A 15651-nucleotide genomic window follows, 5' to 3' on the forward strand; every position below is an offset into this window, starting at 1 on the left:
CCCGGAACTGGGCGTGGAAATCTATAAACGCGGCGGACTATATTACTACGATCAGATCGCGCGGGGATTCCAAGACGGAGTTGGCGGTGGTGTGGGGCTTGGCGATACCGGCGCGGTCGCAAGGGGGCATATGCACTGGGAAGATCAGCGAGAAAGTGATGGAGATCTAAGAAATGCGGAGGCTTATTCTCAGAAAACTCCAGGTTATAGAGCGTGGGTCGGAACTCGATATGGGAGCCGATTGTATTGGCATAACGGCAAGCCAACGGCGGGTCGGATGCCGGATTGGAATCGATACAAATATTGAGTCATGTCGATGAAGGCGATCGCGTTCGCTGGAGCTTTATTGCTTCTATTTGCCAGTTCAACCTTATGTAAGGCGAACTCTAGTAACTGGTGTGCGGCGGATGTTGCGATCTTGAATTTCAAAGATTACAAAGGTCAAGATCTTGCAAGGATCGAGCTTCGTTCCCTCAAACCGGTTTGCGACCGTAACCCGGAAAAGGAAGGGTTTGGAGCAAACTTTGAACGCTCGATGCGCATCGAACACGATGGGCAATGGACTGACGTGCCGACAGCGTGTCTATCCGGTTTTTCTTTTGCGATGGATAGCCTGGCGCTGGAGGGTGACGATCGCGGTCTGGGCATATCTCTTATTGGAAAATCGCCGGACAACGACGAGCGTGTAAAACGCTCGATATACAAATTGGATGGCAGGATTTACTGCTATCAGGTAGAGCGCTATCCGAATGTCGACGATCAGGATCACGAAATTAGGGAGTACAATAGGGACTTACAGTGAGTCCGCCGGGAGACCGGCTCGACACTCTGCGAAAGCGCCTCAGCCAATCGGCCTTACTGCTCCAGCAACAATTTTCCGTTGGCGTATTCGAAGCGCTTCAGCTTCGAGAGGAAGGACAGGCCGAGCAGGTTTTCCGACAGCGCCTCATCCGGCAGCACCAGAGCGTCGACATCGCGCACGGTGATGCCGCCGATCTCGACCATGGCGATGCGGGTGCGCGCCGCCCTGATGGTGCCGTTGGCGGTTGTGACGCGCGAGGTGTAGTCGCCCGGCACCGGACGCAGGCCGAAGCGCGCGGCCGAGGTCTCGTTCAGGGCGACCACGGAGGCGCCGGTGTCGACCATGAAATCGATGCGCTGGCCGTCGATCCGGCCGTCGGTCGCGAAATGACCGCGCGGATCGGGCGCGATGCTGAGCGTGCGGGCGCTGGCCTGCGCCACCGTGACGGCGGGGGAGATGGTCTGCTTGGTGGTGGTCGCGGCGGCGGGCGACATCTTGCTGGCCATCTGGGCCATGAAGGTGCCCAGCCCGATCAGGATGGCCGCGAAAATCATCAGGTTACGCATGACACCAACTCGGAGAACCGAACACGCAATTTCACCACGCCGCGCGCCGCGCCGCGAGCAAGCGCGGCAGCGCGAGCCTGTCATTTTGGCGAAAAGGATGAGCGAACAGTTAATGCGAACCCGGAGAGGCGGCCGAATGCGATCGGCCGCCCTCCAAAGCCGGAATTTGCCGGTCCTCAGGCGGTTCTGGCGACCGGGCTCGGCATTGCAGCGCGCAGCGCGTAATAGACCGCGCCCGCGATCGCGACCCCGAAGAACCAGCCATAGACCGCCCACCAGGCCGGCAGGATCGAGGTGAAGTTCGGCAGCACCGACGAAAACAGCGCACCGACGGCAGCGGCGATCAGCGCGCTGACGTTCCAGCCGTTCTGGAACCGATATTCGCCGTCCTCCTGATAGAGCGCCGGCACGTTCACTCGGCCTTTGGCGATCAGATAATAGTCGACCATCATGATCCCGTAGATCGGCCCCATGGTCGCGCCGATCAATCCGACGAACGAGGCGGCGCTGCCCTCCCAGGGTGCGAACGGATACAGCGCGAGTGCGATCAGTGCCGCGATGTAGCCGCCCTTCTTGAAGTCGATATGCCGCGGAAACACGTTCGAGAAGTCGAACGCCGGCGAAACGAAATTGGCGACCACGTTGATGCCGAGCGTCGCCACAGCGAAGGTGACGGCGGCGAGCAGCGCCAGGAACCAACTGTCGAACTTGGCCGAGATCTGGTCGGGATGCAGCAGCACCTCGTGATAGACGTTGAAGGCTGCGATGGTGGTGACGCCGGCGACCAGCGAGAACAGGATCAGATTGACCGGCAGGCCCCAGATATTGCCCTTGCGCAGCGCGTTGACGTCAGGCGCATAGCGCGAGAAGTCGCAGAAGTTGAGATAGAGCGCGGCGAAATAGGTGATCCAGGTCGCGGCGACGGCGCACAGCGCCGGGAACGAGCCGGGCACGCCGGGCACGCCGGCCTCCTTGGTCTTCTCCAGCAGCACATCGTGCGGGATCGGCGCGGTCAGCGAGATGCCGCCGGCCGCGATGCAGAGATAGATCGCGAGGATCAGCATCATCAGCCACACCGCGGGCCCCGCCCAGTCCTGGAAGCGCCGCACCGTTTCCATGCCGCGCTGGATGATCAAGAGTTGCAGCGCCCAGATCACGACGAAGCAGATCACCTCGAGCGTGGAATGGCCGAGCATGTGGCTCGACTGGTGGAACGCCTTGAAGCCGTCCATGCGGGTCAGCAGCGCGACGATCGCGCCGGAAGCCGCCGCGGTCTGCGCGCCGTACCAGAAGCAGGCGACGATGGCGCGGACCAGCGCCGGAATGTTGGCGCCCCAGACCCCGAACGAGGCCCGTGCCAGCACCGGATAGGGCACGCCGGTCCGCACCCCGGCATTGCCGATCAGGCTCATCAGCACGAAGATCACCAGCGAGCCGACGCCGATCGCGAGGATGAAGTTGACGAAGCTGCCGCAGAGCAGGAACAGGCTGGCGGCGAGGTAATAGCCCCACAGGCTGTGCACGTCCGAGGTCCAGACGTTGAAGATGCTGAAGGCGCCCCAGTTGCGTTCCTTGGCCGGCGCCAGGTCTTCATTGTACAGCGACGGCGATGCGTTCTTGATCTCCAGGTTCTGGAAGTTCATGGCGGCCTCCCCAATGTGCGAGCCCGTGATCCCGACGCACAAATCTAATCACCGTTTGCCGGTGCTTGCCAGCGTTACGTCCCCCGGACGGTGTGGATCTGTGCCCGTCATTGCGAGCCACCCGGTCGGCGCGAAGCGCCGCCGGATGACAGGCTCCGCGAAGCAATCCATCGAGCGGCATGCCCGGATCGACGGATTGCTTCGTCGCTTCAGCGCAAAATTGCTTTGCAATTTTGCCGCGAGCTCCTCGCAATGACGGCGATGTATGAAATTCGCGACCCGTCAAGTCCCGCGCGGCTTCACGCGCCGGGTCGGCATCGCGCTGGCGGGATCTTCCGGCCAGGGATGGCGCGGATAGCGGCCGCGCAGGTCGGAACGCACCGCGGCGTAACTGCCGCGCCAGAAACCCGGCAGGTCCCGCGTCACCTGCACTGGGCGCTGCGCCGGCGACAGCAGTTCCAGCACCAGCGGCACCGCGCCCTTGGCGATCGACGGATGGCTGTTGAGCCCGAACAATTCCTGCAACCGCACCGCGATGGTCGGGCCCTGCTCGGCCTCGTAGTCGATCGCAAGCTGCGTTCCGGTCGGCGCCTCGAAATGCGTCGGCGCCTCGCGATCGAGCCGCGCGCGTAGCTCCCATGGCAACAACGTCATCAGCGCGTCCGATACATCGCCGGCCGACAGATCCTTCAGAGCGGTCTTGTCGTAGAGCGCCCCCACCAGCCAGTCGTCGGCGCGCGCGGCAAGCGCGGCATCGGACAGATCGGGCCAGCTGTCGTCCTCGGCCTTGCGCAGGAACATGACGCGGTCGCGCCATTGTTTCGCTTGCTTCGACCAGGGCAACCGGTCGAGCCCCGCCGCGATCAGGCCGTCGGCGAAGATGCGCGCGGTCTCGGCCGATGGCGTCAGCGGCATCGGCGCTTCCGAGAATGTGATCGCGTGCAGCGAACGGCGGCGGCGCGCGCGCAGCGCCATCGCGCTGCGATCGAACGTCACCTCCTCGATCGTCTCGATCTGGTCGGCGAAGCGCTGCTCGATCTCCTCCTGGGTGATCGGCGCCGCCAGCAGGATGCGGCCGCTCGCGGCCGTGCCGGTCAGTTCGGCGACCGCAATATAGGGCAGCCGCGCCAGCGCTGCGGTCTGCTCGACGGCAGCGCCGCGGCCGTTGGCCAGCACGAAGCTGCCATTGCCGCGGTTCTTCGCGACCCGGTCCGGGAACGCAAATGCCAGCATGACGCCGGTCGAAAGGTCTGCGTTAGGAACGCGAGAGCGGTAGGGCTCCCCTCCCTCTTTCGGGGAGGGGTTGGGGAAGGGAGCGGCCCCGGGAGAAACTGCCCGTGTGGCTCCCTCTCCCCGACCCTCCCCCGCAAGGGGGGAGGGAGAAGTAAGAGCGTCCTCGCTGGCCGCCACCTGCGAGGCCCAGCGCGCGGCCATGCTGCGCGCGCTCGAGGCCCGCTGTGAGCGGTCGCGGCGGAACTGGTCGAGCCTGTGGTCGAGATCGACACTGTCGCCGCCGAGCCCGCGCTCGGTCAGCACGGCGGCGATCTCGGCCGCCTCCTCGCCCATGCCGAAGCGGGCGGAATCCACGATCATGCGCGCCAGCCGCGGCGGCAGCGCCAGCGCGCGCAGACTCTGGCCTTCCTCGGTGATGCGGCCGTCAGCGTCGAGCGCGCCGAGTTCTGACAGCAGCGATCTGGCTTCCTTCAGCGCCGGCCCCGGCGGCGGATCGAGGAAGGCAAGGCTTGCGGGATCGCTGACGCCCCATTGCGCGAGGTCGAGCACCAGCGACGACAGATCGGCGGAAAGAATCTCGGGCGCGGTATAGGCCGGCAGCGACGCGGTCTGCGGCTCGTCCCAGAGCCGGTAGCAGACGCCAGGCTCAATACGGCCGGCGCGGCCGCGGCGCTGATCGACCGCGGCGCGCGAGGCCCGCACGGTCTCCAGTCGCGTCAGCGCCATGTCCGGCTCGTAGCGCGGCACTCGCGCGAGGCCGCAATCGACCACGATGCGGACGCCCTCGATGGTCAGCGAGGTCTCGGCAATCGAGGTCGCCAGCACCACCTTGCGGATGCCTTTCGGCGCCGGCGCGATGGCACGATCCTGCACGCTGGCATCGAGCGCGCCGAACAGCGGCACGATCTCGACCGAGGCGTCGTGCACGCGCTCGGCGAGAAAGGTTTGCGTGCGGCGGATCTCGGCCGCGCCGGGCAGGAACGCGAGCACCGAGCCGGCATCGGCGCGCAGCGCAGTCGCGATCGTCTCGGCCATCTGCCGCTCCACCGGCACCTCGACCTTGCGGCCGACATAGCGGGTCTCGACCGGAAAAGCGCGGCCCTCGCTCTCGACCACCGGCGCATCGCCGAGCAGTTTGGCGACGCGCGCGCCGTCGAGGGTGGCCGACATCACCAGGATGCGCAGATCCTCGCGCAGGCCGGTCTGCGCATCGCGCGCCAGCGCCAGGCCAAGATCGGCATCGAGCGAGCGCTCGTGGAATTCGTCGAACAGCACCGCGGCGACGCCGTTGAGCTCGGGATCGTCGAGGATCTGCCGCGAGAAGATGCCTTCGGTGACGACCTCGATCCGCGTCGCGCGCGACACCTTCGAGCCGAAGCGGACGCGATAGCCGACGGTCTCGCCGGGACGCTCACGAAGCGTCTTCGCCATCCGCTCGGCGCTGGCGCGCGCGGCGATGCGGCGCGGCTCCAGCACGATGATCTTCTTGCCCCTGGCCCAGGGCGCATCGAGCAGCGCCAGCGGCACGCGCGTGGTCTTGCCGGCGCCCGGCGGCGCCACCAGCACGGCGGCGTTGTGGCGATCGAGCGTGCGGTCGAGCTCGTCGAGCACGGCGTCGATTGGCAGCGGGCTATCGAATTGGTGCGGCAAGGAGTTTCATCGCAGGCCACGGCCCTCTGCCGGCCCCGCGTCCTGTGGTTAACGGGCGTTGGATTCTTCTCAAGATTTCCCGGCTCTTAGACCATTCGCCTGGTCCAGGGAACCGGGGAAAGGGCTGAGCTTAAGGTGGCACATCCCTTGTACTGATAAAGGAGAAAGCAACCGATCGGGCCGATGATGGGCCCGATCACGCCGAAACGGGACAAGGATGGCCACAAACGGCACAATCGTCGCGACAGATCGCCCCGCCGGGAATGCGGGGGCGCGCGTCGATTGGGTCGACTATGCCAAGGGCATCTGCATCATCATGGTGGTGATGATGCATTCGGTGCTGGGGGTCGAGAAGGCCGCCGAGCAGACCGGTTTCATGCATTATGTCGTGATGTTCGCCAAACCGTTCCGGATGCCCGACTTCTTCCTGATCTCGGGACTGTTCCTGTCGGTCGTGATCGATCGCGACTGGCGCACCTATCTCGACCGCAAGGTGATGCACTTTGCCTATTTCTACGTGCTGTGGGTAACGATCCAGTTCGGCTTCAAGGCGCCACCGCTGGCCGCCGACATCGGTTGGGCCCAGGTTGGGCTGCAATACCTCGAGGCCTTCATCCAGCCGTTCGGCACGCTGTGGTTCATCTACCTGCTGCCGATCTTCTTCGTCGTCACCAAGCTGACCCGCAGCGTCCACCCGCTTGCGATCTGGCTGATCGCGGCAGCGTTGGAGTCGGCGCATGTCGCAACCGGCTCGACTGTGGTCGACGAATTCAGCGCCCGCTTCGTCTATTTCTTCACCGGCTATATCCTGGCGGACTACGTGTTCGCGCTGTCGGACCGCGCGCGGGCGCAGCCGGCGCTCGCCCTGCTCGGGCTCGGGCTGTGGGCCCTCGTCAATGGCGGCCTGGTTGCATGCGATGTCAGCGAATGGCCTGTTGTCTCGCTGGCGCTCGGCTTTGCCGGCGCCTGCGCGATCATCGTCACCGGCACGCTGCTGGCGCGCGGGCACTGGCTCGGCTTGCTGCGCTTCTGCGGCCAACATTCGATCGTGATCTATCTCGCCTTCTTTCTGCCGATGGCCGCGACCCGCACGCTGCTGCTGCGATTCGATGTCATCCCCAACATCGGCCTGATCTCGCTGATCGTGACCGCGGTCGGCGTCGCCGGTTCGCTGCTGATCTGGCGGCTGGCGCTGGCGGTTCGGGCCAATTTCCTGTTCGAACGGCCGGACGCATTCTGGATTGCCCCAAAAAAGGCGGCGCCCGCTTTGCAAGCGGCCGAATAGTGCCAAAAGTCATGGTCCGGAATCGTTCCCAGAGGGGCGATTTCGGCCTGCTGGAATTTCCACCCGTTAAAATTATTGAACTTTCGGTCCCGAATGTTTCGTCGTCCGGGCAGCGACGAAACAATTCTCCCGATCACGAAACCATTTTCCGCTTTTCGCGCAGACATCCGGAAACGGGCGGTAACTAGCTTTCTCCCAACGAACCGCCGCCTAACGGCGAACTGGGAGCCTGTCATGCCGAACGTCATCGCCATCAACTCTGCAGCCACGAAGCATATCGAAGCTGCCCGCGCGACCTCGGATGAAATGCTGCTCGCGCGTATCGCCAAGCATAACCGCACCTCGATGCACACGCTCTACGCCCGTCATAACGTCCGGGTTTACCGCTTCGTGCTCCGCATGGTGCGCGACACCACGATGGCCGAGGACCTGGTCAGCCAGGTGTTCCTGGACGTCTGGCGCACCGCGGCGCAATTCGAGGGCCGCTCGCAGGTCTCGACCTGGTTGCTGTCGATCGCCCGCTTCAAGGCGCTGACCGCGCTGCGCCAGCGCAAGCTTGAGGACATCGACCAGGACGACGTGCTGGAGATCCCGGATGGCGCCGACACGCCGGAAACCTCGCTCGATCGCGCCACCACCAGCGAAATCCTGCGCGCCTGCGTGGCCAAGCTGTCGCCGGCGCACCGCGAGATCATCAACTTGGTCTACTACCATGAGAAGTCGGTCGAGGAGGCCGGGCAGATCATCGGGATCCCGCAGAGCACGGTGAAGACCCGCATGTTCTATGCCCGCAAGCAGCTCGCCGATCTCCTCCGGGTTGCCGGCGTGGACAGCGTGGCGGCGTAAAGCAACAATAGATCAATTACTTAAAAGGAGATGGCGGAGGCCGGGCAATTGTCCACGAAGCCGAAAACGTCCGGCGACGAAACAATTGAAACAATCGACGACATCACCCGGAAAAACGCGATCTCTATACCCATATCCAACGACGCAACCCCAACCCAATTCACTGACCGGTTTCGACGCTTTCTAGTTCTAACCTCCCAAGTAAACCTCCGACGACCCGGCCGGGATGCCCCCCAGCCGGGTCGCTCTGTTTTGGCGCGCGTTTGTGAGGTCGAGCGCGCCTCGTCTCACACAGACGTGACGGTGCCCACAATCGTCCCGCCGTAACGGCGCGAGCGTCCTCGCGAAGATCATCAGACGACCCCGGCACGGCCCTCCGGCGCGCCGGGACTTCCGATGGACGGACGACGATGCTCAGCCTTGCCCCTGCCCTTACCTTGGCCCTGCTTGCCGGTGTCGCCACCGTCGCCGCGCCCTGCACCCTGCCGATGCTGCCGATCCTGCTTGGGGCATCGATAGGCCAGACCGGCAAGACGCGGCCCGCGATGATCGCGCTCGGCTTCGTGATGTCATTCTCTGCGGTGGCATTGCTGCTGAGCGCGATCACGCGCGCCTTCGATTTCGATCCCAACCTGCTGCGGACCGGCGCAGCAATCCTGCTCGCGGGCTTCGGCCTCTTGATGATCTGGCCGGCGCCGTTCGAATGGTTGGCGATTCGGCTCACTGGCAGCGTTGGTCAGGCCGCGCCGTCGCCGAGCCTGTTCGGCGGCTTCGTGCTCGGCTCGACGCTCGGCCTGGTGTGGACGCCCTGCGCCGGTCCGGTACTCGGCTCGATCCTGACCATCGTCGCGACCTCGAAGGACACCGCATGGGCGAGCCTGCAACTCGTCACCTACGCGATCGGCGCCGCGATCCCGATGCTGGCGATCGCCTATGGCGGGCAGGCGGTCACCACACGCGTGCGCAGCCTGGCGCGGATCGCGCCGCGCCTGCAGCAAGGCTTCGGCGTCGTGATCATCGGCTTCGCCGCTTTGTTCTACCTGCAATACGACACGCTGATCGTGGCGTGGCTGACCCAGTTCTATCCCAACGGCCAGATCGGCCTGTGAGCTTGAAAGGAGAATGCGATGTCCTTGCGCTTGATTGCCGTATCCGCTGTGGTCGCAGGCCTCGGTCTCGGCGGCGCCGTCATCCCAGGTCTCTGCACCGAGTCCGACGCGCCGGCCGTGCCGGTGCCGCGGGCCGTCGCCATGACCACCGGACAGAGCCAAACCGCGCCCGAATTCACCGGGATAAGCACCTGGTTCAATTCGCAGCCGCTGAAGCTCGCGGATCTGCGCGGCAAGGTCGTGCTGGTGGATTTCTGGACCTATGGCTGCGTCAACTGCGTCAACACGCTGCCGCATGTCACCCAACTTTATTCAAAGTACCGGGATCGCGGCCTCGTCGTGATTGGAGTCCACACGCCGGAATTCCCGTTCGAGCATTCGGCGACCAACGTGCAGGCGGCGCTGAAGCGGCACGGCATCCCCTATCCGGTGGCGCAGGACAACAATTCGCAGACCTGGAACGCCTACGGCAACCAGTATTGGCCGGCGCAATACATCATCGACCAGAACGGCAAGATCGTGTTCCAGCACGCCGGCGAGGGACAGTACGACGAGATCGACCGCACCGTCGCCCGGCTGCTCAACGCCAATAGCTGATCGGACAATCCGCCCTCTTTGTCGTCACACCTGACGTGGTAAGCTCCATGTCAGGTCGACGACAGGTGGTGGATCATGTTCGAAGGCTGGGATGCGGTCGTACTCGCCCGCGCGCAATTCGCTTTCACGATGTCGTTCCACATCGTGTTTCCCGCATTCTCGATCGGGCTTGCGAGCTATCTCGCGGTGCTGGAAGCGCTGTGGCTGATCACCAGGCGCGAAGTCTTCATCAACCTGTTCAACTACTGGCTGAAGATCTTCGCGGTCGCGTTCGGCATGGGCGTGGTGTCGGGCATCGTGATGTCCTACCAGTTCGGCACCAACTGGTCGTCATTTGCCGACAAGACCGGGCCGGTGATCGGCCCGATGATGGCCTATGAGGTCTTGACCGCATTCTTCCTCGAGGCCGGCTTCCTCGGCGTGATGCTGTTCGGGCTCGAGCGCGTCGGTCCCAGGCTGCACTTCCTGGCGACGTTGATGGTCGCGATCGGCACGCTGATCTCGGCGTTCTGGATCCTGTCGGCCAATTCCTGGATGCAGACGCCGGCCGGCCAGGCCGTCAATGCCGACGGCCAGTTCGTCGCCGCCGACTGGCTCAAGGTGATCTTCAATCCGTCGTTCCCCTACCGCCTGGTGCACATGGTGCTGGCGGCCTACCTCACCACCTCGCTGGTGGTCGGCGCGGTCGGCGCCTGGCACCTGCTGCGCGACCAGCATCTGGCGGGGGCGCGCGTGATGTTCTCGATGGCGATGTGGATGGCAACCCTGGTGGCGCCGATCCAAATCCTCGCCGGCGACCAGCATGGCCTCAACACGCTGGAGCACCAGCCGGCCAAGGTGATGGCGATGGAAGGCCACTTCCAGAGCCACAAGGACGGCGCACCGCTGATCCTGTTCGGCTGGCCCGACCAAAAAGATGCCAAGGTGAAATACGCGATCGAGGTGCCGAAACTGTCGTCGCTGATCCTGAAGCATTCGCTCGATGCGCCGCTCGCCGGCCTCGACACCGTGCCGCGTGAAAACTGGCCGCCGGTGCCGATCACCTTCTGGGCGTTCCGCATCATGGTCGGACTCGGCTTCCTGATCATGGGGCTCGGCCTGTTCAGCCTGCTGATGCGCTGGCGCGGCATGCTGTACCAGTCATCGCTGCTGCATCGCTTCGCGGTGACGATGGGCCCGGCCGGCTTCATCGCCGTGCTGGCGGGCTGGATCACCACCGAGACCGGGCGGCAACCATTCACCGTCTACGGGCTGCTGCGAACGGCCGATTCGGCCTCACCGCTGGCGGCACCGGCGGTGGGCTCGTCGCTGATCGCCTTCATCATCGTCTATTTCGCCGTGTTCACCGCGGGCGTGATCTACATCCTGCGGCTGATGGCGCAGCCGCCACACCCCGGCGAACAAGGCCCGGCGACGAACATCCCGGCCCGCGCGGCCGGCATCACGCCGGCAGCCGGCGCAGCCGCGGAGGGCGCGCGATGAGCATCGCAATCGACCTCGCCACGATTTGGGCCTTCATCATCGCCTTTGCCGTGTTCGTCTATGTCGTGATGGACGGCTTCGATCTCGGCCTCGGCATCCTGTTTCCGCTGTTTCCGCAAAAGGCCGACCGCGACATCATCATGAACACGGTGGCGCCGGTGTGGGACGGCAACGAGACCTGGCTGGTGCTCGGCGGCGGCGGCATGATGGCGGCGTTTCCGCTGGCCTATGCGGTGCTGATGCCGGCGCTCTACACCCCGATGATCGCGATGCTGCTCGGCCTCGTGTTCCGCGGCGTTGCCTTCGAATTCCGCTGGCGCACCAAGAAGGCGCGCAACAAATGGGACCTCGCCTTTGCCGGCGGCTCGCTGGTTGCGAGCCTGGCGCAGGGGATTGCGCTCGGCGCCATCCTGCAGGGCATCCATGTGGAAGGCCGTCACTACGCCGGCGGCTGGTGGGACTGGCTGACGCCGTTCAGCGTGCTGACCGGCATTGCGTTGGTGATCGGCTATGCGCTGCTCGGCGCGACCTGGCTGGTGATGAAGACCGAAGACGGGCTGCGCGACCGCGCCTATCACCTGAGCTGGATCCTGCTGGTCGCGATGCTCTGCGCGATCGGCGCCGTCAGCATCGCAACCCCGTTCCTCGCCGTGCAATACACCCAGCGCTGGTTCGCCTGGCCCAACATCATCCTCACCGCGCCGGTGCCGATCGCGGTCGCCGCCGTCACCGCGCTGTTGCTGCGCGCGCTCGGCAACAAGAACGACCACCAGCCATTCTTCCTGACGCTGGCGCTGTTCGCGCTGTCCTATGCCGGGCTCGGCATCAGCATGTATCCTTACATCGTGCCGCAGAGCATCACGATCTGGCAGGCGGCGGCGCCGGCCAACAGCCAGGTCTTCATGCTGGTCGGGGTCACGGTCCTGGTGCCGCTGATCCTCGGCTACACCGCCTGGGCCTATTGGGTGTTCCGCGGCAAGGTCCGCCCCGGCCACGGATACCATTGATGCCGCCCCATCCTAGTCAGCGGCCGCTCGGCCGGCGCCTGCTGTGGTTCGCCGTGCTCTGGCTCGGCGGCGTCGGCACGGTGACCTTGATCTCATTCATGCTGCGGCTCTGGATCGCGCCGAAATGAGGCGTCAGGCGTGGCGCGCCTCGGCTTTCGATGACAAAAAACGGAAGCATTACAGTGATATAGTGTGACGCTCGCCCTAAACTTGCCATCAAGCTGCCGCTGAGATTTGATGCGTCCGAGCGTGATTTGGGTGGAGCAACCATTGGCTGCGCGCCAACAAGGAGAGAGCTTGCAATGACGAAACTTCGTCACCTGGTCTGGATGGCGATCGCCACGGGCGCGCTCGTGCTGTCGACGTCGCAAGGCTTCGCCCAGAGCCGCCCGGACGCCGACGAGCCCGGCCTGATCGCCGACGACAGTTACGAGCTCGACCCCGAATGGCAGAAGCAGGTCGTGTATTACCGGACCAACGAGGCGCCGGGCACCATCATCGTCTCCACCGCCGAACGCCATCTCTACCTCGTGCAGGGCAATGGCCGCGCGCTGCGCTACGGCATCGGCGTCGGCCGCGACGGTTTCCAGTGGCAGGGGCTGGTGACCATCACGCGCAAGGCCGAGTGGCCGGATTGGACTCCGCCGCCGGAAATGATCGCGCGCCAGCCCTATCTGCCGCGCTTCATGGCTGGCGGCCCGGGCAATCCGCTCGGCGCACGCGCGATGTATCTCGGCACCACGGTGTATCGTATCCATGGCACCAACCGGCCCGACACCATCGGCACCGCGATCTCGTCCGGCTGCTTCCGCCTGGTCAACGCCGACGTCGCCGATCTCTACAACCGCGTCCCCGTCGGCACCAAGGTGATCATCCGACAGAAGCCCGAGCTATAATCTCTACGCCCTACCCGCCTTCGATATCCGACCTGATTTTCCCCGATCATTCGCGAGAGAGAACCCATGCGTACATTTCGAGGCGGCCTGACGATCGGGCTCGCGGTCGCCGCGCTGGTTGCGGCCGCCGCCATCACCTATGAGCGCTACGACACCCGCACGCTGAAGCGCACCGTCCGCCGCGGCGAAGTACTGTGCGGCGTCAACAAGGGCCTGCCGGGCTTCTCGATCCCGGACGACAAGGGCAACTGGACCGGCTTCGACGTAGACTTCTGCCGCGCGGTCGCCTCGGCGATCTTCGACGATCCGACGAAGGCGAAGTTCGTGCCGCTCGACGCCAGCGAACGCTTCAAGGAGCTGCAGAACCGCAAGGTCGATATCCTGTCGCGCAACTCCACCTGGAGCATGTCGCGCGAGGTCAATTACGATCTCTATTTCCCCGCGGTCGCCTATTATGACGGCCAAGGCTTCATGATCCCGCGCTCGCGCAACATCGATTCCGCGCTCGATCTGAACGGCAGCAAGGTCTGCGTGCAGGCCAACACCACGACGCAGCTCAACCTCGCCGACTATTTCCGTGCCAACAACATGAAGTACACGGAGATGAAGTTCGACAAGCTCGACGATGTCGTGAAGGCCTATGATTCCGGGCAGTGCGACACGCTGACCTCCGACGCCTCGCAGCTCTATGCGCTGCGGCTCAACCTCTCCAAGCCGGGCGACCACATGATCCTGGCCGACATCATCTCCAAGGAGCCGCTGGCCCCGGTGGTGCGGCAGCGCGACGACGACTGGATGATGATCGTGAAGTGGACGCTCTATGCCATGATCAACGCCGAGGAGCTCGGCATCACCTCGAAGAACATCGACGAGGCGCTGAAGTCGAAGAAGCCCGAAGTGATGCGGCTGGTCGGCACCGAGGGATCCTATGGCGAGGATCTCGGCCTGACCAAGGACTGGGCGGTGCGCATCATCAAGCACGTCGGCAATTACGGCGAGGTCTACGACCGCAACGTCGGCGCCGATTCCAAGCTGAAGATCCCGCGCGGCATGAACCAGCTCTGGAACGCCGGCGGCGTGCAGTACGCCCCGCCGATCCGCTGAGCGGCGGGTAGCGAGGCCACTGCTGCTTCCCCATCCGCAACTGTAATCACCCGGCTTGACCGGGTGATCCAGTACGCCGCGGCCTCTCGGCTCAAGCACTGACGTCTCTGGAATACTGGATCGCCCGGTCGAGCCGGGCGATGACAGTTGGTTGCGTGGCGACGACAGCGCGGCTGCGTCGCCCTCCTCAGTACCCCTTGCCGCTCGCCAGCTGGTCGGTGTGGAAATTGCTGTCGCCGAACAGCTCCTGGCAGACCCGGGCGCGCTTCATGAAGAAGCCGATGTCGAACTGGTCGGTCATGCCCATGCCGCCATGCATCTGAACGCCTTCCTGCACGGCCAGCGTCGCCGTGGTGCCGGCGCGCGCTTTTGCAACAGCGACCGCGGTGGCGGCCTTGCCGAGATCGGCATCGAGCGCCTGCAACGCCTTCATAACCGCGGCGCGGGTGATCTCGATATCGATGTAGAGCTGTGCGGCGCGGTGCTGCAGCGCCTGGAATTCGCCGATCGCCTTGCCGAACTGCTTGCGCTCCTTGAGATACGTCACCGTGCGGCCGAACACCTCATCAGAAAGACCGACCATTTCGGACGCAACCGCGCCGCGGCCGATATTGAGCACGCCCTCGAGCAGCGCAAAACCCTGATCGACCTCGCCGAGCACATGATCGGCATCGACCTCGACATTGTCGAACACGATGCGCGCCGCATTGTGCGAATCGACCATCGCGGTGCGCTCGACCGCGAGCCCCTTCGCCCTGGGATCGACTAGGAACAGCGTCAGCCCATTCTTGTCACCGGCGCTACCGCCCGTGCGCGCGGCGACGATCAGCAAATCGGCAGTGTGACCGTCGACCACGAAGGCCTTGTCGCCCGACAGCTTGAAGCCGTTGCCGGCGCGCGTCGCCTGCAATTTGGTCTGCAACGGACGATGCTTGGCGCCCTCATCGATCGCGAGCGCCGCCAGCAGCGAGCCGTCGGCGATTTTCGGCAGATGCTGCGCCTTCTGCGCCTCGCTGCCGCCGCGCGACAGCGCCGAGGCGGCCAGCACCGAGGTCGCAAGGAACGGCGACGGCATCAAGGTGCGGCCGATCTCCTCCATGACGATGCCGGCCTCGACGCAGCCAAGCCCGCTGCCGCCGAACTGATCCGGCACCAACAGGCCGGAGAAGCCCATCTCGGCAAACGTCTTCCACAGTTCGCGCGAGAAGCCGGTGGCGTCCTTGGCATCGCGCAAGGACCGCAGATGCGCCACCGGCGCCTTGTCGCGGATGAGACCGCGCGCACTGTCGCGCAGCATGGATTGTTCTTCGGTGAGGACGAGGGCCATGGAGAATCCGTTTTAACGTTCGAAGCAGAAATGTCTAAGTTCGTCATTCCGGGATGGCCCGAAGGGACAGGCCTGGAATCCATAACCACGATCTGGGGTTATGG

The 15651-nt window shown here is 64.5% G+C and carries 14 protein-coding genes; 10 read left to right on the plus strand and 4 right to left on the minus strand.

Annotation, left to right across the window (positions count from 1 at the left end; genetic code table 11):
• The first annotated feature begins 316 nt into the window (after positions 1-316).
• Positions 317-802 carry a hypothetical protein gene (locus tag ACVINW_RS08785; RefSeq protein WP_456750918.1) on the plus strand — a complete coding sequence of 162 codons (486 nt, stop codon included), beginning with the start codon at positions 317-319 and terminating at the stop codon, positions 800-802.
• Positions 803-855: 53 nt separating this feature from the next.
• On the opposite strand, the gene ACVINW_RS08790 is transcribed toward ACVINW_RS08785, so the two are convergent.
• The 3 genes from ACVINW_RS08790 to hrpB all read right to left on the minus strand — a co-directional run bounded on the left by ACVINW_RS08790 (position 856) and on the right by hrpB (position 5894).
• A complete protein-coding gene (locus ACVINW_RS08790) occupies positions 856-1368 on the minus strand; it encodes a TIGR02281 family clan AA aspartic protease (protein ID WP_456750919.1) in 513 nt (170 codons plus the stop codon).
• 176 nt (positions 1369-1544) lie between these two features.
• Entirely contained in the window at positions 1545-3011 is a 1467-nt protein-coding gene (locus tag ACVINW_RS08795) for an NCS1 family nucleobase:cation symporter-1 (RefSeq protein ID WP_456750920.1), read from the minus strand.
• Between the two features lie 282 nt (positions 3012-3293).
• Positions 3294-5894, minus strand: coding sequence for an ATP-dependent helicase HrpB (hrpB, locus tag ACVINW_RS08800; RefSeq protein ID WP_456750921.1), 2601 nt, complete (start codon positions 5892-5894; stop codon positions 3294-3296).
• Between the two features lie 217 nt (positions 5895-6111).
• Between hrpB and ACVINW_RS08805 the strand changes: the two genes are divergently transcribed.
• The 9 genes from ACVINW_RS08805 (at position 6112) to ACVINW_RS08845 (ending at position 14220) form a co-directional block, all read left to right on the plus strand.
• A complete protein-coding gene (locus ACVINW_RS08805) occupies positions 6112-7179 on the plus strand; it encodes an acyltransferase family protein (RefSeq protein ID WP_456750922.1) in 1068 nt (355 codons plus the stop codon).
• 234 nt (positions 7180-7413) lie between these two features.
• Positions 7414-8025 (plus strand): sigma-70 family RNA polymerase sigma factor, encoded by a 612-nt coding sequence (locus tag ACVINW_RS08810; protein ID WP_456750923.1) that lies wholly within the window; start codon positions 7414-7416, stop codon positions 8023-8025.
• Positions 8026-8435: 410 nt separating this feature from the next.
• Positions 8436-9134 carry a cytochrome c biogenesis CcdA family protein gene (locus ACVINW_RS08815; RefSeq protein ID WP_456750924.1) on the plus strand — a complete coding sequence of 233 codons (699 nt, stop codon included), beginning with the start codon at positions 8436-8438 and terminating at the stop codon, positions 9132-9134.
• 18 nt (positions 9135-9152) lie between these two features.
• On the plus strand, positions 9153-9731 hold the full coding sequence (locus tag ACVINW_RS08820; protein WP_456750925.1) for a redoxin domain-containing protein: 579 nt from the start codon (positions 9153-9155) through the stop codon (positions 9729-9731).
• Positions 9732-9806: 75 nt separating this feature from the next.
• Entirely contained in the window at positions 9807-11213 is a 1407-nt protein-coding gene (locus ACVINW_RS08825; RefSeq protein WP_456750926.1) for a cytochrome ubiquinol oxidase subunit I, read from the plus strand.
• Positions 11210-12220: a cytochrome d ubiquinol oxidase subunit II gene (gene cydB, locus ACVINW_RS08830; protein WP_456750927.1), complete on the plus strand. Its 1011-nt coding sequence runs from the start codon at positions 11210-11212 to the stop codon at positions 12218-12220. The genes ACVINW_RS08825 and cydB overlap by 4 nt, the downstream gene beginning before the upstream one ends.
• Positions 12220-12348, plus strand: a complete 129-nt coding sequence (locus ACVINW_RS08835; RefSeq protein ID WP_456750928.1) for a DUF2474 domain-containing protein — start codon at positions 12220-12222, stop codon at positions 12346-12348. Before cydB ends, ACVINW_RS08835 begins: the two co-directional genes overlap by 1 nt.
• Positions 12349-12522: 174 nt before the next feature.
• Positions 12523-13116, plus strand: coding sequence for a L,D-transpeptidase (locus ACVINW_RS08840; protein WP_456750929.1), 594 nt, complete (start codon positions 12523-12525; stop codon positions 13114-13116).
• A 66-nt stretch (positions 13117-13182) separates the two neighbouring features.
• Positions 13183-14220 carry an amino acid ABC transporter substrate-binding protein gene (locus ACVINW_RS08845; RefSeq protein ID WP_456750930.1) on the plus strand — a complete coding sequence of 346 codons (1038 nt, stop codon included), beginning with the start codon at positions 13183-13185 and terminating at the stop codon, positions 14218-14220.
• Positions 14221-14407: 187 nt separating this feature from the next.
• Here ACVINW_RS08845 and ACVINW_RS08850 read toward each other — a convergent pair whose 3' ends face one another.
• Positions 14408-15547, minus strand: a complete 1140-nt coding sequence (locus ACVINW_RS08850) for an acyl-CoA dehydrogenase family protein (protein ID WP_456750931.1) — start codon at positions 15545-15547, stop codon at positions 14408-14410.
• Positions 15548-15651 lie beyond the last annotated feature (104 nt).

Source organism: Bradyrhizobium sp. USDA 4461, from assembly GCF_054055655.1.